This is a genomic window from Streptomyces sp. NPDC008125, from assembly GCF_042957125.1.
Classification (GTDB): Bacteria; Actinomycetota; Actinomycetes; order Streptomycetales; family Streptomycetaceae; genus Streptomyces.
In genome coordinates, this window is record NZ_JBIBHR010000003.1 from 56,908 (window position 1) to 78,635 (window position 21,728).

Annotated in this window: 24 protein-coding genes and 1 pseudogene; 19 read left to right on the plus strand and 6 right to left on the minus strand. The window is 72.7% G+C overall.

The features are described 5' to 3' along the window. Positions 1 to 2: 2 nt before the first annotated feature. The 6 genes from ACFZAX_RS05485 (at position 3) to ACFZAX_RS05510 (ending at position 4,659) form a co-directional block, all read left to right on the plus strand. Entirely contained in the window at positions 3 to 1,736 is a 1,734-nt protein-coding gene (locus tag ACFZAX_RS05485) for a hypothetical protein (protein ID WP_390959370.1), read from the plus strand. Between the two features lie 116 nt (positions 1,737 to 1,852). Then, positions 1,853 to 2,542 (plus strand): LmeA family phospholipid-binding protein, encoded by a 690-nt coding sequence (locus ACFZAX_RS05490; protein WP_390959372.1) that lies wholly within the window; start codon positions 1,853 to 1,855, stop codon positions 2,540 to 2,542. A 260-nt stretch (positions 2,543 to 2,802) separates the two neighbouring features. Continuing rightward, entirely contained in the window at positions 2,803 to 2,883 is an 81-nt protein-coding gene (locus ACFZAX_RS05495) for a putative leader peptide (RefSeq protein ID WP_350310325.1), read from the plus strand. A 163-nt stretch (positions 2,884 to 3,046) separates the two neighbouring features. Beyond that, positions 3,047 to 3,886 (plus strand): sulfurtransferase, encoded by an 840-nt coding sequence (locus ACFZAX_RS05500; RefSeq protein WP_327176568.1) that lies wholly within the window; start codon positions 3,047 to 3,049, stop codon positions 3,884 to 3,886. A gap of 35 nt (positions 3,887 to 3,921) precedes the next feature. Continuing rightward, positions 3,922 to 4,209: a DUF1416 domain-containing protein gene (locus tag ACFZAX_RS05505; RefSeq protein ID WP_030925040.1), complete on the plus strand. Its 288-nt coding sequence runs from the start codon at positions 3,922 to 3,924 to the stop codon at positions 4,207 to 4,209. 177 nt (positions 4,210 to 4,386) lie between these two features. After that, positions 4,387 to 4,659 carry a DUF3099 domain-containing protein gene (locus tag ACFZAX_RS05510; RefSeq protein ID WP_390959374.1) on the plus strand — a complete coding sequence of 91 codons (273 nt, stop codon included), beginning with the start codon at positions 4,387 to 4,389 and terminating at the stop codon, positions 4,657 to 4,659. 24 nt (positions 4,660 to 4,683) lie between these two features. Here ACFZAX_RS05510 and ACFZAX_RS05515 read toward each other — a convergent pair whose 3' ends face one another. Beyond that, positions 4,684 to 5,046 carry a DsrE family protein gene (locus tag ACFZAX_RS05515; protein ID WP_390959376.1) on the minus strand — a complete coding sequence of 121 codons (363 nt, stop codon included), beginning with the start codon at positions 5,044 to 5,046 and terminating at the stop codon, positions 4,684 to 4,686. Positions 5,047 to 5,172: 126 nt separating this feature from the next. Between ACFZAX_RS05515 and ACFZAX_RS05520 the strand changes: the two genes are divergently transcribed. The 6 genes from ACFZAX_RS05520 to ACFZAX_RS05545 all read left to right on the plus strand — a co-directional run bounded on the left by ACFZAX_RS05520 (position 5,173) and on the right by ACFZAX_RS05545 (position 10,601). After that, positions 5,173 to 6,126 (plus strand): hypothetical protein, encoded by a 954-nt coding sequence (locus ACFZAX_RS05520; protein ID WP_390959379.1) that lies wholly within the window; start codon positions 5,173 to 5,175, stop codon positions 6,124 to 6,126. Between the two features lie 161 nt (positions 6,127 to 6,287). Further along, positions 6,288 to 7,013 (plus strand): hypothetical protein, encoded by a 726-nt coding sequence (locus ACFZAX_RS05525; RefSeq protein WP_390959381.1) that lies wholly within the window; start codon positions 6,288 to 6,290, stop codon positions 7,011 to 7,013. Further along, positions 7,010 to 8,095: a hypothetical protein gene (locus tag ACFZAX_RS05530; RefSeq protein ID WP_390959382.1), complete on the plus strand. Its 1,086-nt coding sequence runs from the start codon at positions 7,010 to 7,012 to the stop codon at positions 8,093 to 8,095. The genes ACFZAX_RS05525 and ACFZAX_RS05530 overlap by 4 nt, the downstream gene beginning before the upstream one ends. Before the next feature lie 374 nt (positions 8,096 to 8,469). Then, on the plus strand, positions 8,470 to 9,042 hold the full coding sequence (locus tag ACFZAX_RS05535; RefSeq protein ID WP_266706086.1) for an FABP family protein: 573 nt from the start codon (positions 8,470 to 8,472) through the stop codon (positions 9,040 to 9,042). A gap of 91 nt (positions 9,043 to 9,133) precedes the next feature. Then, positions 9,134 to 9,580, plus strand: a complete 447-nt coding sequence (locus ACFZAX_RS05540) for a transcriptional repressor (RefSeq protein ID WP_390959385.1) — start codon at positions 9,134 to 9,136, stop codon at positions 9,578 to 9,580. A 55-nt stretch (positions 9,581 to 9,635) separates the two neighbouring features. Next, positions 9,636 to 10,601, plus strand: coding sequence for a YgfZ/GcvT domain-containing protein (locus ACFZAX_RS05545; protein WP_390959387.1), 966 nt, complete (start codon positions 9,636 to 9,638; stop codon positions 10,599 to 10,601). Between the two features lie 22 nt (positions 10,602 to 10,623). On the opposite strand, the gene dtd is transcribed toward ACFZAX_RS05545, so the two are convergent. Further along, on the minus strand, positions 10,624 to 11,073 hold the full coding sequence (dtd, locus tag ACFZAX_RS05550) for a D-aminoacyl-tRNA deacylase (protein WP_390959389.1): 450 nt from the start codon (positions 11,071 to 11,073) through the stop codon (positions 10,624 to 10,626). A gap of 115 nt (positions 11,074 to 11,188) precedes the next feature. On the opposite strand from dtd, the gene ACFZAX_RS05555 reads away from it, so the two are divergent. Both ACFZAX_RS05555 and ACFZAX_RS05560 read left to right on the plus strand, forming a co-directional pair. Then, the gene (locus ACFZAX_RS05555) at positions 11,189 to 11,884 is read left to right on the plus strand and encodes an ABC transporter substrate-binding protein (protein ID WP_390959391.1); all 696 of its coding nucleotides are present in this window, start codon (positions 11,189 to 11,191) and stop codon (positions 11,882 to 11,884) included. Between the two features lie 42 nt (positions 11,885 to 11,926). Next, entirely contained in the window at positions 11,927 to 12,916 is a 990-nt protein-coding gene (locus ACFZAX_RS05560) for an asparaginase (RefSeq protein WP_390959392.1), read from the plus strand. A gap of 97 nt (positions 12,917 to 13,013) precedes the next feature. Here ACFZAX_RS05560 and ACFZAX_RS05565 read toward each other — a convergent pair whose 3' ends face one another. Next, a complete protein-coding gene (locus tag ACFZAX_RS05565; protein ID WP_390959394.1) occupies positions 13,014 to 13,379 on the minus strand; it encodes a hypothetical protein in 366 nt (121 codons plus the stop codon). A gap of 1 nt (position 13,380) precedes the next feature. Continuing rightward, positions 13,381 to 13,887: a TetR family transcriptional regulator gene (locus ACFZAX_RS05570; RefSeq protein ID WP_390959396.1), complete on the minus strand. Its 507-nt coding sequence runs from the start codon at positions 13,885 to 13,887 to the stop codon at positions 13,381 to 13,383. A 141-nt stretch (positions 13,888 to 14,028) separates the two neighbouring features. On the opposite strand from ACFZAX_RS05570, the gene ACFZAX_RS05575 reads away from it, so the two are divergent. The 3 genes from ACFZAX_RS05575 (at position 14,029) to rox (ending at position 17,750) form a co-directional block, all read left to right on the plus strand. Beyond that, complete coding sequence (locus tag ACFZAX_RS05575; protein ID WP_390959398.1) at positions 14,029 to 15,282, plus strand: GNAT family N-acetyltransferase; 1,254 nt, start codon at positions 14,029 to 14,031, stop codon at positions 15,280 to 15,282. 255 nt (positions 15,283 to 15,537) lie between these two features. Then, positions 15,538 to 16,080 (plus strand): hypothetical protein, encoded by a 543-nt coding sequence (locus ACFZAX_RS05580; RefSeq protein ID WP_390959399.1) that lies wholly within the window; start codon positions 15,538 to 15,540, stop codon positions 16,078 to 16,080. 236 nt (positions 16,081 to 16,316) lie between these two features. Beyond that, positions 16,317 to 17,750: a rifampin monooxygenase gene (gene rox / locus ACFZAX_RS05585; RefSeq protein ID WP_390959400.1), complete on the plus strand. Its 1,434-nt coding sequence runs from the start codon at positions 16,317 to 16,319 to the stop codon at positions 17,748 to 17,750. Positions 17,751 to 18,407: 657 nt separating this feature from the next. Here the strand turns inward: rox and ACFZAX_RS05590 are convergent. Next, positions 18,408 to 19,448 carry a hypothetical protein gene (locus ACFZAX_RS05590; protein WP_390959402.1) on the minus strand — a complete coding sequence of 347 codons (1,041 nt, stop codon included), beginning with the start codon at positions 19,446 to 19,448 and terminating at the stop codon, positions 18,408 to 18,410. Positions 19,449 to 19,608: 160 nt separating this feature from the next. Then, positions 19,609 to 20,079 (minus strand): annotated as a pseudogene (locus ACFZAX_RS05595) (PP2C family protein-serine/threonine phosphatase); the annotation flags it as partial. Between the two features lie 258 nt (positions 20,080 to 20,337). Here ACFZAX_RS05595 and ACFZAX_RS05600 point away from each other — a divergent pair. Next, positions 20,338 to 20,841, plus strand: coding sequence for a helix-turn-helix domain-containing protein (locus ACFZAX_RS05600; protein WP_390959404.1), 504 nt, complete (start codon positions 20,338 to 20,340; stop codon positions 20,839 to 20,841). A gap of 18 nt (positions 20,842 to 20,859) precedes the next feature. Beyond that, the gene (locus ACFZAX_RS05605; protein WP_390959406.1) at positions 20,860 to 21,516 is read left to right on the plus strand and encodes a hypothetical protein; all 657 of its coding nucleotides are present in this window, start codon (positions 20,860 to 20,862) and stop codon (positions 21,514 to 21,516) included. The last annotated feature ends 212 nt before the right edge of the window (positions 21,517 to 21,728 follow it).

Consider the following 21,728-nt stretch of genomic DNA (forward strand, 5'->3'; position numbering starts at 1 on the left):
CGATGAGCAGCGCACAGAACAGGGATCAGAGCGGCCCCCGGCCGCAGGGCCAGGAGCCGTACGCCTACGGCGGCGGTGAGGCGTACCCCGCCGAGCACGCCTACCCGGACCAGCCGTACTCCGGCACCCCCGCCGCCGCACCGGCGCACGGGGAGCAAAGCCACGGCGGCCAGGGCCACGGCGGGTACGGGCAGTCGGCGCCGGGGCAGGCGCCCGCCTACGGTGCCGCCGAGGACACCGGCGCGGCGCAGACGTGGCAGGGGCAGACCTGGGACACCCAGTACCAGCCCACGGTCCAGCCGCAGCAGCAGTTCCAGCAGCCACAGGCCGCCGAGCCGCAGCAGCAGTTCCAGCAGCCTCCGCAGCCGGAGTTCCAGCAGCAGGGCCACGGGCATCCGCAGACCTACGGGCAGCCGCAGCAGGCCCGGCCGCACGCGCAGTACCCGCCGAGCCCGTACGAGCAGCAGCAGGCCGCCCAGCAGCCGTACGGGCAGCCGGGACAGCCCGCACAGCAGCAGCCCCAGCAGCCCCAGCAGCCCCAGCAGCCCCAGCAGCCCCAGCAGCCGTACGGGCAGCAGCCGCCGCAGCAGGCGTACGGCCAGGCGCCGTCGCCGTACGGGCAGCAGCCCCAGCAGGCCGCGCAGTCGCAGCAGGCGCATCAGGCGTACGGGCAGCAGCCCCGGCACGCCGCGCAGCCACAGCAGGCGTACGGGCAGCATCCACAGCAGGCGTACGGGCAGCAGCCCCAGCAGGTTCAGCCGCAGCAGGCCGTGCCCGACGCGGCGGAGACCGCCTTCCTGCCGCCGGTCGTCGGGGCGGCGGGGTCCTACCCGTTGCCGCCCGAGGTCCCGGTGGCTGCCCCGGTGACCGCCCCGGTGGCCGCGGCGCCCGTAACGGCGGCGGCCCCGGCCGCTCCCGCTCCGGCGCAGCCCGGTGCGGACGGCTACAGCGCCCCCACCACCGTCGGCAACGCGCGGATCACCGACGCCCAGCGCGCCCGCGCCGAGGGCCGGTCGCCGATCATCGCGCCGGGCATCCAGCCCGCCGCGCTGACCGCCGTACTCGGCCTGCTGCTGGCGCTCGGGGCCGGGATCGGCTCGTACGCCCTGGCGGTACCGCTGGTGCTGCTCCAGGCCGTGACGGCGGCCGGGTGGTTCCGGCTCAACGGCATGTGGCCGGCCCGGCAGGGCATCGCGCTCGCCTTCCTCGGCGGGTTCGTCGCGGACGTCGCGCTGCTCGCCGCCGGCCGTGAGCACGGGCCGGCCGCCCTGCTCGGCACGCTCGGCGTGTGGGTGCTGCTCACGCTCGTCCTCCAGCTGCGGAGCCACGCGGGGGCCGACGAGCGGATGCAGGGCCTGATGGCCACCGTCGTGTCGGCGGCCCTGGCCGTGCTGGCGGGCGGGCACCTCGCGGCGGACCCGGACGTGGTGGTGGCGGGCGCGCTCGCCGTCGCGGCGGCCGCGCTCGCCCGCGCGGTGCCGCTGCCCGGTGCGGCCTCCGTGGTCGCGGCCCTGGTCGCCGCCACGGTGGTGGGTGCGGTGGGCGGCGGCCTGGTCGGGCTCGGCCTCGCGGGCGCGGCGGTGTCCGGGCTCGCGGCGGGCGTGTGCGCGCTCGTGGGCCTCCGGGCAGCCAGCTACGACTACCCGTCCCGGTTCGTCCACATGACGGCCGGTGTGGCACTGCCGTTGACCGCCGCGGCACCGGCCGTCTACCTCGTCGGCCGCATGATCGGCTGATTCTTCGGGGAACCGACCGGGCCCCTCGCTTCGTCGCTCACTCCGGGCTTTCCGTGGCCGTACCAGGCACACGGGAAGCCCGGATTCCGTCGGGCGAGAGTGGGAGAAGAACAGGCATGCGCGCACTGCGAATACTGCTGATCGTCGTGGTGGTGCTGGGAGGCCTGTTCGTGGCCGTCGACCGGCTCGCCGTCCACTTCGCCGAGAGCGAGGCGGCGGACCGGGTCAAGTTCACCGGTGCCACGGCCACCTCGACCGACGTCTCGATCCACGGCTTCCCCTTCCTCACCCAGATCGCCGACCGGGACCTCGACCGGGTCGACATCACCCTCAAGGGCATCCAGGCCAACGGCAACGGCGGCACCGTCCGGATCAGCGAACTGCGGGCCGAGCTCGACCGGGTCGCCATCGGCGAGGGGTACACCAGCGCCCGGGCCGGCCTGGTCAAGGGCACCGCGCTGGTCAGCTACGCGGACCTGACCGACGCCGCCGAGGACGGCGTCACCGTGCAGTACGCCGACAACGGCAAGGTGAAGGTCACCGGCACCGTGCAGGTGCTCGGCAAGGACCTCACCCGCAGTGTCGTCTCCTCGGTCACCCTCGTCGACGGGCGTACGGTCCGGGTCCGCGCGGACGCGGTCCCGGGTGAGGACATCCCCGGGCTGGAGGGGCTGGTGCGCTCCCGCACCGACTTCGAGCGGAGCGTCGGCGGGCTGCCCAACGGCGTGGTGCTGAAGAAGGTCGAGGCGCTGCCCGAGGGCCTGGAGATCTCCGTGGAGGCCACGGACATCGCCCTCGCCGGCTGACTCCACGCCCCCGCCCCGTGGAGCGCGGGGCGCCGGCGGGGGGCGGGTGTACGGGGCAGGGGCCGGGAACAGGTGGACGGGGCATGTGACCGGATGGTGAGACGCCGTTGTCCGTACCGCAGATACGACGTTGTCCCCGACCCCCGGGAGGGCGAGCGGAGGGCGGGATTCCGCTTTCCTGTCTCGCATCGCGGACGATCCTGTCTCACCATCCGACATGCCGGTGACATCCCCGCCTCCGGCTCCCTACGATCGGATACATGAAACGACAGGCGGACCTCACGAAGCGGCGGGCAGTAGACCTGTGCCGCGTCGCCGCCATGCTCTGTCGCACCTTCTGAGCAGGACGTTCCGTCCCGTCCCGCTTCCGTCCGGCCCCTCGACCGTTGAACCGTCGGGGCCGGCCCGTGCCCCCGGCGCACGCCCACGCCCCGCGTCCGCGTGCACCCGCAGCACTCTTCACTCCGCATGACACCGCCGCAGACTGCCCCGGAGGAGAACAGCATGAGCCGCAGCGACGTACTGGTCGATGCAGACTGGGTCGAGGCCCACATCGACGACCCGCAGGTCGCCATCGTCGAGGTCGACGAGGACACCTCGGCGTACGAGAAGAACCACATCAAGAACGCGATCCGGATCGACTGGACGAAGGACCTCCAGGACCCGGTCCGCCGTGACTTCGTCGACCAGGCCGGCTTCGAGAAGCTCCTGTCGGAGAAGGGCATCGCCAACGACACACTGGTGGTCCTCTACGGCGGCAACAACAACTGGTTCGCCTCCTACGCGTACTGGTACTTCAAGCTCTACGGCCACGAGAACGTCAAGCTCCTCGACGGCGGTCGCAAGAAGTGGGAGCTCGACTCCCGCGACCTGACCGACGCCGTCCCGGCGCGCCCGGCCACCGCGTACAAGGCCAAGGCCCAGGACGAGTCGATCCGCGCCTACCGCGACGACGTCGTGGCGGCCATCGGCACGCTGAACCTGGTCGACGTGCGCTCCCCCGACGAGTTCAGCGGCAAGCTGCTCGCCCCGGCGCACCTCCCGCAGGAGCAGTCGCAGCGCCCCGGCCACGTCCCCGGCGCCCGCAACATCCCGTGGTCGAAGAACGCCAACGACGACGGCACCTTCAAGTCGGACGACGAGCTCAAGGCCCTCTACGAGGACGAGCAGGTCGACCTGTCCAAGGACACCATCGCGTACTGCCGCATCGGCGAGCGCTCCGCGCTGACCTGGTTCGTCCTGCACGAGCTGCTCGGCCAGGAGAACGTCAAGAACTACGACGGCTCGTGGACCGAGTACGGCTCCCTCGTGGGCGTGCCGATCGAGCTCGGCGCCAACAAGTAATTCGCAGGACCCCCGACCCAGAAGGACTGAACACCATGTGTGGAGCAAAGGCCGGCGGCCCCGACGCTTCGACCATCAAGCCCGGCGAGACGACGATCCAGGGCAGCGTGACCCGCGACGGCGAACCCGTCACCGGCTACGTCCGCCTGCTGGACTCGACCGGTGAGTTCACCGCCGAGGTCCCGACCTCGGCGACCGGGCAGTTCCGTTTCTACGCGGCCGAGGGGACCTGGACGGTCCGCGCGCTGGTTCCGGGCGGCAGCGCCGACCGCACCGTCGTCGCGCAGACCGGTGGCCTCTCCGAGGTGGCCATCGCCGTCTGAACGACGTGAGCCGCTGATCGGTGCGGCGCCGGCGCGAGCCGGCGCGGCACCGATGAGGCAGGGCCGGAGGGCCGCACCCCGGGGGTTGGACGCCCGTGACGGAAATGGGGTGCGGCCCTTCGTGCTGCCCGGGCGCCGATCGGCGCCGATCGGCGACTGCGGGCCTACCCTGGAGGTATGTACGCCCGGCGCCGTCGCGGCTATTTCCTGCTGATGGGCGGATGCGTCGTTCTCTTCGTGTCCGCCTGGGCCGTCGTGCGTCTGTGGTCCGTGCCGGTCGCCGTGGGAATGTGCGTGGTCGCCATGGTCATCCCGCCGATCGCGGCGATGGTCGCCAACCGTCGTGGCCCCGAGGACCGTTGGTGGGACGAGCACCCCTCCGGAGACCCGGAGTCCGACGAGTGGTGGGACGAGCTGGACGGCAGGAAGCGCCGGAAGTACGACCGTTGAGGCCGCACCGCGAGTGACGCCCCGTCAGTAGACCAGCGCCTGCGTGGCGTCCGCCATCGCCTCCTGGACGAAGACCTGCGCCCCCGCGATCCGTACGCCCTCGATGACGTCCCGCTCCGTGATGTCCCGCCGCGCCGCGCACTGGGTGCAGAGGGTGATCCGGCCGCCCGCCATGATCGATTCGATCAGGTCGGGCAGCGGTGCGGCGTGCGGGAGCTCGAAGTCGGCGGCGCGGCCGGGCAGGGCGAACCAGGCGGACTCCCCGGTCAGCCAGAGGGAGACCTCCACCCCACTGGCGACGGCGACCGCCGCCACCGTGAACGCCTGCGAGCACCGCTCGGCGGAGTCGGCCCCTGCGGTCACCTTGATCACGAGCTTCTTCGGCATATGCCGAACTGTAACCGGCGGCCGTGCAACCTCCTTTGTGACCTGTGGGTCAGTTGTGTGCGCAGGTAATTGGAACCGGCGCTTCAGGTCTCTTATGGGGGGACCCTTTTGGAACCGAAAGACACCATGTCCGGCGACGCTGTCGAGTCGCCGGACGCGCCGCCCGTCGCGGACGCCGGTGGCCACCCGGCCCCGGCCGATGCTCCCGAGTCCGTCGAGCCCGTCGAGCCCGTCGAGCCCGTCGAGCCCGTCGAGCCCGCCGTGCCCGCCGTGCCCGTCGCGGCGGCCGTGGCGCCGGAAGCCGTGGCCGACTCGGCCACGGAGCCCGACGCCGCCGAGTCCGCCGGGGCGCCGGAGCCCGCCCCGGACGCCGTCCGCCGCCGTCCGCGCGGCCGTACCTCGCTGATCGTGCTCGCCGCCGCGGTGCTCGGCGTGGCCATCGGCGGGGCCGTGGGGTACGGCGTCCAGGCCGACCGCGACCCGACCCCGCTGGGAGTGCTCGCGCAGGAACACCTCGCCTACCCGGCGAAGCCGGCCGCCAAGGCGCCCGACCCGCTGCCGGCCTCAGAGGACCATCAGGTGAAGACGGACGGCGACCTGACCAAGCTGCTGCTGGACCGCCCCAAGGGCGCCAAGACGGACACGTACGCCGGCAGTGGCTGGATCGGCCTCTCCGAATACGCCGCCGAGTACGACAGCCCGGACTTCATGTTCGGCGAGCTGGCGGGCTCGGACATCCGGCGGATCGCGCGGCAGTCCTGGCTGGAGAGCGGGGACCGCGAGACGAAGATCGATCTTCTGCAGTACCGGCCCGGAAGCTCCGTCGGGGCCCGGGACCACTTCGACGGCCAGATGAGCTACCTGCTGGCCGACGACGACGGCGACCCCGTCAAGGGCAGCCTCGACGGCCGCGCCTTCATCCTCCCCGTCCGCCGCGAGGCGGGATACGAGCCGATGTACGAGGCCAGGGCCATCGCCGTGCGCGGCGACATCGTGATGGACATCTACATGTTCAGCCCCGAGCCGATCAGCAAGAAGACCATCCGGAGCCTGGCGGAGCGCCAGTTGGAGCGGCTGTGACCGACGAGAAGAGCGAAGCCGTGACTCCGGAACCGACTCCGGAACCGACTCCGGAACCGACTCCGGAACCGACTCCGGACGCGGCCTCGGAACCGAACCTGGAACCGGCTCCGGTGGCTCCGGCGCGGACCGCGGGACGGGTGTGGAAGGTGGCGCGGTACGTGGTGCCGCCCGTCGTCGTCCTCGGCGTGATCGGCGGCGCCGCCGTGTACACCAAGAGCACCGTCGATTCCGCGGACCGCACCTCGCCCACCACGCTGTGGAGCCAGGAGAACCTTCGGGGTTCGTCCCCGGGGAACACCAAGGACCCTGCCGCGGGGGCGGCGGCCGGCCGGTCCGACACGGAGCTCAGCAGGCTGCTCCTGCCCGCGGACTCCGCCTGGCGCCTCGGCATGGACATCGACAAGCGGGGCAACGACAACGTGATCGACGCCAGGGAAGCGGCAGCGACGATCAAGAAGTCGGCGCACGGCCTCTCGGGCAAGCTGCGCCGCGAGTTCGAGAAGCACGTCGACCGGATGCGGGTCGAAGGGGTGGCCCAGCGCTCCTACTTCGGGCAGGCCGACGACGTGGTGGCCACCGTCGAGATCATGAAGATGAAGGACAAGCAGGCGGTCCACGACACCTGGTCCTCCATGACCGGACTCACGGAGGCGATGCAGGTCTTCCGCGAGGGTCCGAAGATCAAGGGCCACAAGAACGCCCGGTGCTTCCGTTACCCCGAGAACGACGACGTCGAGCTCGACGGTGTCACCTGCATGGCCTACGACGGGGAGCACTACGTCGAGGTCACCGCCGAGGGTCCGGGCCCGCTGAGCATGTCCGACATCGCGGATCTGGTGAAGGACCAGCTCGACCACATCAAGTCCCCGGGGAAGTACATATGACCGAGCAGACCACGCCCCCCGCCCCGCCGTCCGGAGCCCCGTCGGCCGCAGCCCCGGAAGCCCCGCCGGCCACAGCACCGCAGGCCGAAGCTTCCCAGGCCGTGGCGACGCAGGCCGTGGCGACGCAGGCCGTGACCCCGGAAGCCCTGCAGGCCGAAGCCCCGCAGGCCGGGGCGCCCGCGCCGGTACCGCCGGTCGCGGAGATCCCGCCGATGCCCGCGGAGCCGCCGACCGCGCCGCCCGCGGCTCCCGCAACCGCTGTCGACGGCCAGGAGCCCCCTGGTGAGGAGCCCCCCGGTCAGGCGCCCCCCGCGCGGCCCCGCAGGCCCCGGCGGGTCCTGCGTGCCGTCGCGCGCTGGACCGCCGCCGTGCTGGTGTTCGGGGCCGCCTCCACGGGGACCGCGTACGGGATCGCCTCGATGGAGCGGACCGACGTGCCCGGCCTCTCCACCGTCGACGACGGCCGCTGGGACTACCCCGAGCTGTCGCTGCCCGCCCTGCCCCCGCACACGTCCCACCCCTTCGACTTCTCCAACGACGCGGAGATCCACTACGTCGACGTACGGGACCTGCTGCTGCCCGCGCCCGCAGGAGCCGTGGCGGACAAGAAGCTGTCCGGTGGCTGGGTGCCCGCCTCGCAGTTCCTCACGGAGTTCGCCGAGGACGGCCGCTCCCACCTCGGGCAGGTGCTCACCGACTCCGCGCTGCGCCATGTCGCGGCCCGCGGCTGGACCATGCCGGACGGCACCTCGTCCCGGATCTACCTGCTCCAGTTCGACTCGGTGGCCTTCGCCACCGGGCTGAGCGACGAGCTGACCTCGGAAGGCGACCAGCAGGCGCTTCCCGTCGGCGTCACCGGGCTGGAGCTGGACGACTCCTGGCCGGAGGACTCCTTCCCCCGGACGATCCGGGTGGACGCCTACGCCGAGAAGAAGCCGTACGAGAAGGAGCACGTCCGGATCGCGTACGCCCAGGCCGGGGACACCCTCGCGGTGATCGTGCACTCCCGCAAGGGCGGCGGGGAGGCGGCGGAGGTGCCCTTCCAGCAGACCGTGGTCCTCCAGGACCAGCTGCTGGGCTGAGCGCCGGGCCGAGCGCCCGGACGAGCCGCGGCTTGAGCGCCGGGCCGAGGGCCCGGACGAGCAGCGGCCTGAGCGCCGGGCCGAGCGCCGGGCCCCACCCGTTCCGGTGCCGTACCGCCGGGCAGCGCGAGGACCTGAACGAGAGAGCCGGGCCCCCACCCACTAGGCTGGGGCCCGGCCCTGTATTGGCGCCATTGCCGCGATTCGCTCATGACGAGGAGCTCCCGTGCTTGAGGCATTCTTCTCCACCCTGCTGGTCCTGGTCTGCGTCGGCGTCCTCGCTTTCGCCGGTGTGACCGTGAAGAAGCTGTACCAGGGCCAGCGCTGACCCTCGTCGACCTCCGCCCCTCCCTCACAGATCGCCTGAGCCGCTCATGATCTCGATTCCGTCCGACCTTCACCGGGACCTCGTCCCGCTGGCATTCCTCCTGGGCAACTGGGCCGGCGCGGGCGTCGCCGACTTCCCCGGCGACGAGAAGTGCAACTTCGGCCAGGAAGTCTCCTTCAGCCACGACGGCCGCGACTTCCTCGAATACGTGTCGCACTCCTGGGTGCTCGACGCCGAGGGCAACAAGGTCCGGCCGCTGGAGTCCGAGTCCGGCTACTGGCGCATCGACAAGGACCGCAAGGTCGAGATCGTCATGGTCCGCGACCAGGGCGTGGTCGAGGTCTGGTACGGCGAGCTCGCCGACCAGAAGCCGCAGATCGACGTCGTCACCGACGCGGTCGCCCGCACCGCGGCCTCCGGCCCGTACAGCGGCGGCAAGCGCCTCTACGGCTACGTGAACAGCGACCTCATGTGGGTCGGCGAGAAGGCGACCCCCGACGTCGAGCTGCGTCCCTACATGTCGGCGCACCTCAAGAAGGTCGTCACGCCGGAAGAGGTCCAGGAGATGGCGAAGAGCCTCGGCGACCTCCCGGACGACGGCATCGCCTTCTTCAAGTAGGCAGCGCCCACGCCCCACCGGTCCGTACGGGACCGCCGGCATCCTCCTTCGTACCGGGGATGCCGTGCGGGGGCGGCCGTACACTGGCTCCGTGGTGAGCACCGACTGGAAGACCGACCTCCGGCAGCGCGGTTACCGGCTCACGCCGCAGCGCCAGCTCGTGCTGGAGGCGGTCGACGCGCTGGAGCACGCGACGCCCGACGACATCCTCTGCGAGGTGCGCCGGACCGCGTCCGGGGTCAACATCTCCACCGTCTACCGGACCCTGGAGCTCCTGGAGGAGCTCGGACTGGTCAGCCACGCCCATCTCGGCCACGGCGCCCCCACCTACCACCTGGCCGACCGCCACCACCACATCCACCTGGTCTGCCGGGACTGCTCGGACGTCATCGAGGCGGACACCGAGGTGGCGGCCGAGTTCACCGCGAAGCTGCGGGAGACCTTCGGCTTCGAGACGGACCTCAAGCACTTCGCGATCTTCGGCCGCTGCCGCGACTGCGCGGCCAAGGCGGAGCCCACGGACGCCGAGCAGCCCTGAGCGGCCGCGCCCGCCCGGCCCCACGGCCCGGGGGCGCGCGCCGTACGCTGGTCGCATGAAGAGCCCCTTGCTGTCCCTGCCCGGCGCCGTCCCCGCCGAAGGCCGCGACGAAGGTGTCGCCGCGCACTACGGCGACCTGTTCCGCGAGCAACGCGCCCTCGCCGCCGGAGACGGGTTCGTCGACCTGTCGCACCGGGGTGTCGTCACCGTCACCGGCGACGACCGGCTGAGCTGGCTGCACCTGCTGCTCACCCAGCACGTCACCGACCTCGTGCCGAACCGGGCCACCGAGGCGCTGATCCTCTCCGCCAACGGCCACATCGAGCACGCCCTCTACCTCGTGGACGACGGCTCCACGGTGTGGATGCACGTCGAGCCGGGGACCCGCGCGGATCTGGTGGCGTACCTGGAGTCGATGAAGTTCTTCTACCGGGTGGAAGTCGCCGACCGCACCGAGGAGTTCGCCGTCGTGCACCTCCCGGCCGGTTCCATCACCCAGGTGCCGGAGGGCGTCGCCGTACGCGAGGAGCCGCACGGCCGCGACGTGTTCCTGCCGCGCGCCGACCTGGCGGCGTACACCGCCGGGGCGGGCCCGGCCGCGGGCATTCTGGCGTACGAGGCGCTGCGCGTGGAGGCGCACCGCCCGCGTCTGGGCTTCGAGACCGACCACCGGACCATCCCGCACGAGCTGGGCTGGATCGGCAGCGCGGTCCACCTGCAGAAGGGCTGCTACCGGGGTCAGGAGACCGTCGCGCGCGTCCACAACCTGGGGAAGCCGCCGCGCAGGCTCGTCTTCCTCCACCTGGACGGCAGCGAGGTGCACCTGCCCGGGCACGGCACACCGGTCCGGCTCGCCTCGGACGGTGCGGAGGGCCGCCAGCTCGGCTTCATCACCACCTCGGCCCGGCACCACGAGCTCGGTCCGATCGCCCTCGCCCTGGTCAAGCGGAACGTCGCGGTCGACGCGGAGCTGCTCGCCGGGGACACGGCCGCCGCGCAGGAGACGATCGTCGAGCCGTAGGCGGAGTCCGGCGGGTCGCCCGTCAGACCTCGATGAGGACGGTGAACGGGCCGTGGTTGGTGAGCGTGACGCGCATGTCCGCCCCGAACCGGCCCGTCTCCACCCGCGCGCCGAGCGCGCGCAGCTGTGCCACGACCTCGTCGACCAGCGGCTCGGCGACCTCACCGGGCGCGGCGGCGTTCCAGGTGGGGCGGCGGCCCTTGCGGGCGTCCCCGTAGAGGGTGAACTGCGAAATGACCAGAAGCGGTGCGTTCACGTCCGAACAGGACTTCTCGCCCTCCAGGACGCGCACCGACCAGAGCTTCCGGGCGAGTTGCGCCGCCTTCTCGGGGGTGTCCCCGTGGGTGACTCCCACCAGCACGCACAGGCCCTCGCCCATGATCTCGCCGACGACTCCGGTCTCCGGGGCGGCCTCGGTGCCCTCGGACACGGAGACGCTGGCGCCATCCACTCTCTGTACCACTGCACGCATACAGACCAACCTATCTTGGGCTGAACGGGTACAGAACCCCTGCGTCGGCCCCGGGCGGGGTGGCACGATGCACGATGTCGGTGTGCCGACGCACCGGCCGAGGGGACGGAACAGCATGAGTACCTATGGAACGGGACAATCTCCCGGTGCCGTACCGACGACGCCCACCACCATGAGGCCGCCCGTGCAGCGGAGCGTACCGGGACCGGAGGGCGGGCCCGGGGCAGGGGCCTCGGTCGCTCCGGTGCGGGTGCCGTCCGCCGCTTCGGCCGGTTCCGTGCCCGAGCAGGGCGCGGCGCACCCGGGCCCCGAAGGGCTGGGGGCGGTCCGCCCGCAGGCCGGGTTCGGCGGGCTCCGGCTCCCCGCGCTGCGGACGCTGCGCCGGGACGCCCAGCGGGACGAGGCCGACCTCAGCTACGTGCGCCGGCTGGTGCAGGGGCGCATCGACATCCTGCGGGCGGAGCTGGCGCGCCGGCTGGACCCGGAGTCCCCGGTGGTGGACCGGCTCCCGGAGATCCTCGCGGACACCCCGTCGCGCCACCGGACCTCCGCCCGGCACGTCACGCTCCGCACCCCGCGTGGCGACGAGTACGCCAGGCTGGCGGCGGAGACGCTCGCCGAGGTGGAGCTCTCCGACCTCGAAGCCCGTACGGACGAGGAGCTGCACACCGCGATGGGCAGGCTCGTCGGGTACGAGAAGCAGGTCTCGCGCCGCCGTCACCAGCTCCAGCGCACGGCGGACGAATGCGGGGCGGAGATCGCCCGCAGGTACCGTGACGGAGAAGCACAAGTAGACGATCTGCTCGCCTGAAGTGATCCTTCCGGGAGCGGGTCCAGCCCCCGGAAGGCCCTCATGACCAGCAACGACGCCCTCGTTCCCCTCTCCGGCCCCGGTACGCCGGACGTCCGTCCGGTGCTCGCGGAGGTCGTGCGGTCCGGGTTCCTGGAGGGCCGCCACCGGGGCTCGCTGGTGCTGCTGGCGGCGGACGGCAGCGTGGAGTACGCGCTCGGCGATCCGTCGGCACCGGTCTTCCCCCGCTCGTCGAACAAGCCGATGCAGGCCGCCGCGATCCTGCGGGCGGGTCTCGATCTGTCGGGCGAGCGGCTGGCGCTCGCCGCCGCGAGCCACTCCGGGGAGGACTTCCACCTCGCGCTCGTCGCGACGATGCTGGCCGAGCACGGGCTGAGCCCCGCCGACCTGCAGACCCCGCCCGACCTGCCGCTGGACCCGGTGGAGGCGGAGGCGTACCTCGCCTCCGGGCGGGTCCGGGAGCCGATCACCATGAACTGCTCGGGCAAGCACGCGGCGATGCTCGCCGTCTGCGCGCTCAACGGCTGGGACACCGCGAGCTACCTCGACCCGGCGCACCCGCTCCAGCGGCTGGTGCACCAGGTGATCGAGGAGGCGGCGGGCGAAGCGGTCGCCTCGGTGGGTACGGACGGCTGCGGTGCGCCGCTGATGGCGATCGGGCTGACCGGGCTGGCGCGGGCGTTCCGCTCCTTCGTCCTGGCGGAGCCCGGTACGGCGGAGCGGCGGGTCGCGGACGCGATGCGCGCCCACCCGGAGTACGTGGCGGGTACCCGGCGGCCGGACACCTGGCTGATGCGCGAACTGCCGGGCACTCTTTCGAAGATGGGCGCCGAGGCCGTGCAGGCGCTGGCGCTGCCGGACGGCCGCGCGCTGGCCTTCAAGATCGAGGACGGCTCCACCCGGGCGCTCGGTCCGGTGCTGGCCCGCGCGCTGGAACTCGTCGGCGTGGACGCCCCGGTCGTCGCCCGGGTCGGCCGGGCGCCGCTGATGGGCGGGGCCGCCGAGGTCGGCGAGGTGCGGGCGGCGTTCTGACCTCCCGGAGGGCCGGGCTCCGGGGCCGGCTGCGGAAACGATCCGCCTGCCCGGCCTCCGGGCGGCCGGGCAGGCGTCGTGAGCGGAGCGGCGGGTGTCAGCCGCGCTCGACGGACTGCTCGATGAGGGCCACGGTGGCCCGGGGGTCCTCCACCTCGATGACGAGGCGGTCGTAGGTCTCGGCGCCGGCGAGTTCGATGACGACCGCCTTCTCCGGGTTCTTCACGTCCCAGAAGAGGCGTTCGCCGTGGCGGAGGAACCGGCCCGCGGTGATGACCCCGGGGAGGTAGGTGCCGCCGACCCGGACGCCCTTCCCCTCGCGGGCCATGCCGGGGTCGTGGGTGGCGCCCCGGACGTGGTCCAGAGGGATCTCCAGGCGGCTCTTGAGGCTCCAGAGTTTGTCGAAGCCCTGGATTTCGACGGTCATCAGGCCGACTTCACGGTCGATGGAGATCAGGGCCATGTCAGTACTCCTTGGAGGTGGCGGGCTGTGCGCCGGGGACGGCGGGCCGGGCGCGCAGACGCAGCCGGGCACCGAGGACGGTGGAGGCGGTGTGCGGGGCGTTCTCGCCGTGGGAGGGGCGCAGGGCTTCCTCCAGTGCGGTGATGCCCTCCGCGACGAGGGCGGCGACGTCCGGGTCGTGCGGGGCGCGTTCGGCGGCGGCGAAGACCAGGAGACCGGCGGCCGGGCCGTTGTCGAACGAGGCGATCGCCGTCGAGAGCGCCCGCGCCGGGTCGGTGACGGTGGCGAGGACGGCGGTGGCCGGGTGGATCTCGTGGTCGAGATGGTTGCGCAGCACGGTCAGATGCAGGCTCCGCTTGGATCCGAAGACCTTGTAGAGGCTGCCCCGGTGCATGCCGGTGGCCGTGACCAGGTCGTCCACCGAGGTGCCCTCGAAGCCGTGGGCGGCGAAGAGGGCGGCGGCCGTACTGACGGCCCGGTCGGTGTCGAAAGCGCGAGGTCGTCCCATGGCCAGGAGTGTAGGAGTAAGAGAATGATCGGTCAAGAACGACTGTTCTTTTACGGTGGGCGCACGTGTGGGGGGCGTGCGCCGTGGACCGTCGGGGGAAATGAGGACGACACCGCGGAGCCCGCCGCCTAGCGTGGCCGTATGGGCCTGGACGTACGTGTGATCGCCGAGACCGAGTTCCCCGCATGGCTGATGGCCGTCCGGCGGGGGTTCCTGCAGTCCTCGACGGAGGGCCTCGAACCGGAGGCGGCCATGAGGCTGGCGCGCACCGACATCACCCGGCTGCAGGGCGCGTTCGACGACGGGCGGTGCGTGGCGACCTTCCGGTCGTTCGCCCAGGAGCTCACCGTGCCGGGCGGCGCCCGGGTCGCGGCGGACGCGATCAGCGCGGTGACGGTCGCGCCGACCCACCGCAGGCGGGGGCTGCTGAGCCGGATGATGGCGACGGACCTCGCTGCGGCGAAGGAGCGCGGCGAGGTCGCCGCCACCCTGATCGCGGCCGAGTACCCGATCTACGGGCGCTTCGGCTTCGGCCCCGCCACCTCGTTCACCGAGTGGGAGGTCGACCTCACCCGCGCGGGGCTGGATCCCCACGAGCCGCTGGACGCCGTGCTGGACGGCGGCCGGATCGACCTCGTGGAGGGGGAGGACGTACGGAAGCTGGGCCCGGAGATCCACGCCCGGCTGGCCGCCCGGCAGCACGGGGTCGTCGACCGACCGGAGGGCTGGTGGGACCGGCACGCGGGCATCGGCGTACCACCGCTGGACAAGTGGACCGAGCCCTTCTACGCCCTGTACCGCTCCGCCTCCGGCGAGCCCGAGGGCCTGGTCACGTACCGCACCGACGACAACTGGGACGACCGCAAACAGCCCCGGGACACCGCGACCGTGAGCCAGCTGATCGCGGCCGGCCCGGCGGTCGAGCGCGCCCTGTGGCGGTACGTCTGCTCGATCGACTGGATCACCACGGTCCGGACCGGCTACCGCGCCCCCGACGACCTGCTTCCCCAGCTGCTCCCCGACCCGCGCGCCGCCAGGGTGGTCACCCAAGCCGACTGGCTCTGGCTACGGGTGCTCGACACCCCGCGTCTGCTCGCGTCCCGTACGTACGGGCAGGAGGCCTCGCTCGTCCTCGACGTCCGCGACCCCGCCGGGCTCGCCGGCGGGGTGTTCCGCCTGGACGCCTCGCCGCGGGGCGCGGAGTGCGTACCGGACACCCGGAGCGCCGATCTGACCCTGGACGTACGGGACGTGGCGTCCGTGTTCCTCGGCGACGAGTCGGTGGAGCGGCTGCTGGCCCTGGGCCGGATCGAGGAGAACCGGCCGGGCGCGGCGGCGCTGGCCGACGGCACCTTCCGTACGGCCCGCCGGCCGTGGTGCCCGGACATGTTCTGAACCGGCCTGCGGCGAACCGGCCTGTTGTGAACCGGCTTGCGGCGAACCGGCCTGTTGTGAACCGGCCGGGGAGCAGGAGCAGGGGGGCGGCGAAGGCGGTGGCGAGCAGCGCATGATCCGAACGGGAGGCCCTGACCAAGGCCTTTCGTCCGGATCGTGCAACGCTCGCGTGCCCGGGTGCCGGCGCCGGGTCTCTGTGCGTCTGCGCGTCTGCGCCTCTGCGCCTCTGCGCGTCCGGGCGGTTATCGTGCGGGCGTGAACGGTCCGGAGCCCCGCCCCCTGCTCTTCCTCGACGTCGACGGCCCTCTCATCCCCTTCGGGGCGACGGCGCGGGAGCGCCCCGGCGGGTATCCGGTGTACCGCTCCGGCTCCGGGCGGCCGGAGGACCTCGACAACCCGCTGCTGGCCCGGATCAACCCCGCGTACGGGCCCCGACTGCTCGCGCTGGGGTGCGAGTTGGTGTGGGCGACGACCTGGATGGGCGACGCGAACCTCGTCCTGTCGCCCTGGCTCGGCCTGCCCCGGCTGCCCGTCGTGGACTGGCCGGAGGACGTGGACGGCGCGGACGAGCGGGGCGGCCTCCACTGGAAGACCCGCACGCTCGTGGAGCTGGCGGCCGGGCGCCCCTTCATCTGGGTCGACGACGAGATCACCGGCATCGACCGGCGCTGGGTGGCGGACCACTGCCGGGGGCGCCGGCTCCTCCATCGGGTCGATCCCCGGCTCGGCCTGGCGGACGCGGACTTCGCGGCTCTGGCGGAGTGGGTGCGGGCTCTCGGTGACACCACCCGCGACTGAGCCCGTGCGGCCGGTAAGTGGCTTCCTGGCTGCGGAAACAGCGAAGGCAGGAAGATGGGACTCTCCCTGCCACTTTCAAGATATAGCGCACCGGGGGGCTTGCGGCAAGGCCCCCGGTGTCCCGCACAATCACCACTTCCACCGCTCCCGGACGTGCCTCTGTGCGCCCGCACGCCCGGACAACGGTGGCCCGGCCGGGAGACCGGCAACGCACTTTCTCGCTCACTGGGGTGTTCATGACGGACGTGATCGTGGTCGGCGGCGGACCGACCGGCCTGATGCTGGCCGCCGAGTTGCGGCTGCACGGAGTCGGGGTGGTGGTGCTGGAGAAGGAGACGGAACCGACCACCCAGTCCCGCGCGCAGGGCCTGCACGCACGCAGCGTCGAGGTGATGGACCAGCGCGGGCTGCTGGAGCGTTTCCTCCGGCTCGGCAGGCAGGTCACGTCCGGCGGGTTCTTCGCCGGGCTCGGCAAGGTCTGGCCCGAGCACCTGGACACCGCCCACTCGTACGTACTCGCCATTCCGCAGGCCACCACGGAACGCCTGCTGGCCGAGCGCGCCGCCGAGCTGGGCGCCGAGATCCGGCGCGGCCACGAGCTGGTCGGGCTGAGCCAGGACGACCAGGGGGTGACCGCTGAACTCGCCGACGGCACCCGGCTGCGCTCGCGTTGGCTCGTCGGCTGCGACGGTGGCCGCAGCGCCGTCCGCAAGCTGCTCGGGGTCGGCTTCCCCGGCGAGCCCGCCCGGGTCGAAACACTCCTGGGAGAGCTGGAGTTGACGGCGACTGCGGAGGAGGTGGGCCGAGTCGTCGCCGAAGTCCGCAGGACCCAGCTCCGGTTCGGTCTGATGCCGCTGGGCGACGGCGCGTTCCGCGTCATCGTGCCCGCCGAGGGCGTGGCCGAGGACCGTGCGTCCGGGCCCACCCTGGAGGAGTTCAAGGAGCGGCTCCGGCACTACGCGGGCACCGATTTCGGTGCGCACTCGGCGCGTTGGCTCAGCCGCTTCGGCGACGCGACCCGCCTGGCCGAGCGGTACCGGACCGGCCGGGTGCTGCTGGCCGGCGACGCGGCGCACATCCACCCGCCGACCGGCGGGCAGGGGCTCAACCTCGGCGTCCAGGACGCGTTCAACCTCGGGTGGAAACTCGCCGCCGAGGTCAACGGCTGGGCCCCGGCGGGGCTGTTGGACACCTACCACTCCGAGCGGCACCCGGTCGCCGCCGAGGTCCTCGACAACACCCGCGCGCAGATGCTCCTGCTGTCCACCGACCCCGGTCCCGTGGCGGTGCGCAGGCTGCTCTCGGAGCTGATGGACTTCGAGGAGGTGAACCACCGTCTGATCGAGAAGATCACCGCGATCGGAGTCCGTTACGACGTCGGCGACGGCCACCCCCTTCTCGGCAGGCGGCTCCGTGACGTGGGCCTGAAACAAGGGCGCCTGTACGGCCTGATGCACGCCGGGCGCGGTCTGCTGCTCGACCGGACCGGCCGGCTCTCCGTCGGCGGCTGGGCGGACCGCGTCGACCACGTCGTCGACGGCAGCGACGAACTCGACGTGCCCGCCGTACTGGTGCGCCCGGACGGCCACGTGGTCTGGGTCGGCGACGACCGGCGGGAGCTGGACGAGCAGTTGGGCCGATGGTTCGGGACGGCCGCTGCCACCGGGTGAGGGTGGTGGGGCGGCGTCGTGCGGTCGCGGGTCGGACGATGCCCGCGAGCCGGGCGGGATCGCCGAGGACGTCGCGCAGACACGGGGCGCGGACCGCGGGCAGTCGGGCCGGGGCGTGGCGGAACACCTGTCCCGGCCGCGGGCAGTCGGGCCGGGGCGTGGCGGAACACCTGTCCGTCGACCCGGAAGGAACCGGAACGGCCGGGGCGAGGCGGCGGTGAATCCTCGCGGAACAACCGGGCGCACAGCAGCCCTGCGGCGGGGACGGGCAGGTGCGGCGTCGGGAAGGCGAGTTCGCGCCACACGCCCCACGGGCAGCGGCACCGGATGCGCCGGATGGCCCGAGCCGTTCGGGTTCCAACCCCACCCCGTCCACGGGTGCACCGGTACGACGGCGATCGCGGCCTCGTCGTCGGGGTCGGGGAGGCCCGGCCCGGCCAGGACGGCACGCCGGGCGGGCGGGCCGGTCGGCAGCAGGGCGTCCAGGGCGGGCTGGAAGACGTCCCGGACCAGCCCACCCGGGACGACGACCGGATCGCCTCCTCCGGCCGGAGAGCGGCGAGCATCTTCGCAGCTCGGAGGCGTTCGGCCAAGCCGTTCACGGACGGCTCCGACGGGGGCGGCGCCCCGTGGCCCTACGCGGGTCCGGCCGTCGGCTCAGCGGGTGATCTCCGGGTTGGCGGCCATGACGGCCTCGGCGGTGCGCCAGAGGCGGGGGAGGTACCGGACGGTCCCGGCGGCCCGCCGGAGGAGGTCGGTGCCGGACTCGATGCCGAGCAACTCGGCGACGGCCGCCCGGAACGCGGGGAAGCGTGCGTCGGCCAGGTGGGGCGCGTCGGCGGCCAGGACGGTGTGGCAGCGGGCGAAGGTCGCGATGATCCAGAAGACCGCCTCGCGGTGGTCGCCCGCGTCGATGAGGGCCTGGCTCCCGTCGATGGCGATCGGCCGGGCCTCGGGCGTGAGGTCGCTGCTGAAGAAGTACGGGGTCCTGGCCACCCGCGCGGTGGCGTCGAAGGTCCGGGCGAGCGCGTCCAGATGGTGCTGGACGCGCTCGGCGGGCAGGTCGGCGCAGCCGAGGAGCCCGAGGAGTTCGGGATAGGCGCCGAGGTGCCCGTAGTCGGCGAGAACCGCGCGCGCGGCGGGGTAGCGCAGCCGGATGGTGGGGTTGCGCAGTGCGGCGGCGAGCAGCACGTGGCAGGTGACGCCGGTCGGGAACAGCCACCCCAGCACCTGCTCGTGGAACGGCGCCGACGCGTCGATCGCGGCGAGCCGGTTCTCCACCCGCCGCCGGGCGTCCTCGCACCGGCGGCGTACCCAGGGCGCGGTGGCGTGGAGCGGCGCGACCTCGGCCAGGAGCGTGCGCAGCCGTCCGGTGGGGTCGTCGATGAGGGTGTCGGTGCGGAAGCAGCCGGCCAGGTGGTAGGAGCCGAGCACCGCTTCGGCTGTGGACAGTTCGGCCCAGGGGACGTAACTGATCTCCAACAGGGCACCCTGGTGGCGGATCTTGCCCGCAGGGACGGGACGGCTGTCGGCGGTGGTGGCGATGTGGACGTCGACGTCGGAGGTGGGCGGCAGCTCGGTCCCGTCCGCCATTCCCACGGTGGAGCCGCTGAAGTAGGCCCCTCGATACCCTGGTTGGGGCCGGGCGTGCCGGTGGACCCAGTCGATCGCGGCGGCACGCGCCTGCCCGGTCTTCATGGTGCGACTTCCTGTCGGGTGGTGTCCCGGCCCTGTGCCCCGGGACCGCCGAACCCGAACCGTACGCGCTCGGACCCCGGCTCGGCCCGGCTGTCGGCCGAGTTCTGCTCGCTGCCTTCTGCCTGTCGCCTTCTGCCGGCCGTCTTCTGCCTGCCGCCTTCTACCGGCCGAGTTCCCGGACGTCGGCGACCACGCGACTGACGTTGTCGGGACCGCCGGAGGCGTTGGCGAGAGCGACGAGTTCGCGGACCGCCTGCCCGGGCTCGCGGGCCTCGGAAAGCACTCGGTGGATCGCCTCGGCCGAGGCCACGGCCGAGAGGCCGTCGGAGCGGAGCAGGTACCTGTCTCCTCGCCGGGTGTCGTGCAGCCGTGTGTCGGGTGCGTTGTCCTGTCGGCCCAACGCACGCAGCAACAGCGATCGTTGGGGATGTGAGCGGGTCTCATCCGGGCTGATCCGTCCTGCGTCGACCATCGACTGCGCCACGGTGTGGTCCTGCGTGATCTGGAAGAGCTCGCCGTTCCTCAGCAGGTGGATGCGGCAGTCGCCGATGTGGACGAGGGCCAGGCTCGACCCGGTCCAGAGCATCGCGGAGAGGGTGGTTCCCCCCTCCTCGGCCGAAGTGCCGGACCCGGTGGCCGGAAGGTCAACCGCCCTCGCCCCCGCTCCCGCGCCGTCCGCCCGCTCGTACGTACCGCCCCGGCGCTCGCTCCCACGCCGTCCGCCCGCTCGTACGTACCGCCGTCAGCAGCAGGCCGGCCGGGGGGTGAGGCCGTCGATCCGTCGGGAGAGGCGCCCTGCCGGGCCGAGTGCCCGCCGTCACGCAACGCGCACCACACTTTTGCAAGCAACCGCTTGCAATTGTTAGCGGCGTCGTCGCATCATCGAACCATGGCATCACTCAACGTCGGCAACCTGGGCGAGTACCTCCGCGAGCAGCGGCGCAGCGCGCAGCTCTCGCTGCGGCAGCTCGCGGATGCCGCCGGGGTGTCCAATCCGTATCTCAGCCAGATCGAACGCGGCCTGCGCAAGCCCAGTGCGGAGGTGCTCCAGCAGGTCGCCAAGGCGCTGCGGATCTCGGCCGAGACGCTGTACGTACGCGCCGGGATTCTGGACGAGCGGGAGCGGGGCGAGCTGGAGACGCGGGCGGTCATCGTGGCCGACCCGTCGATCAACGAGCGGCAGAAGAACGTGCTGCTGCAGATCTACGACTCGTTCCGCCGGGAGAACGGCTACGTCCCCGATCCGGACGCTTCTGCTGATACCGATACGGCAGACGGCGAAGGACTCGGCGATGCCAGTACGTCCGACGGCTCCGCCAAGAGCGCCCGCGCACCCCGTGCGTCCGGCGGCAGCGATGTCGCGGACTCCGCAGACCCTCACAACGAACTCTGATCCGGGAGGACCACAGTCATGGCCATCACCGATGACCTGCGCAAGACCCTCACCGACCCCACCCCCCTCTACTTCGCCGCCGGTACGGCCGAGCTCGCCGTGGAGCAGGCGCGCAAGGTGCCGGGACTGATCGAGCAGCTGCGGGCCGAGGCGCCCGAGCGGTTCGAGGCGGTACGCAGCACCGACCCGAAGGCCGTGCAGGAGAAGGTCTCCACGCAGGCCCGCGAGGCGCAGGCCAGTGTCCAGGCGAAGGTCACCGAGGTGATCGGCTCGTTCGACACCGACCTGCGCAAGCTCGGCGAGACGGCGCAGGACTTCGCGCTGCGCGGCCTGGGCGTGGCCGCCGAGTACGCGGTGCGGGCCCGGGAGGCGTACGAGAAGGTCGCCGAGCGCGGTGAGCAGAGCGTGAAGGCGTGGCGCGGGGACGCGGCCGACGAGATCGTCGAGATCGCCGCCGTGGTGGAGGCGGAACCCAAGGCAGCCGAGCCCAAGGCCGCGCCCAAGGCCACCGGGCCGAAGCCGGCGGCGGCCACGTCGGCCCCGGCCGCCACGAAGCCGGCCGTCGCCAAGCCCGCTCCCGCCGCCAAGCCCGCCGAGGCGAAGGCCGCTCCGGCGAAGCAGCCGCCCGCGCCCCGCAAGGCGACTGCGAAGAAGTCCACTCCGCCCGCGAAGTAGCGGAGCGGGCCGGGGCGGTCCGCCGCGAAGGCGCGGTCCGCCCCGGAGCCGGTCGACAGCCGCTCGGCAGCCGGTCGGCGGACCGGGCAGCAAGGGCGATGCGGGCCGACGGTACGGGCGGTACGGCGGACGGCACCGGCGGTGCGGGCTTGTTCCGGCGTGGAGCGGGCATCGTGCCTCTGGCCCGTACGCCGTCCCGGTACGGTTGCCCC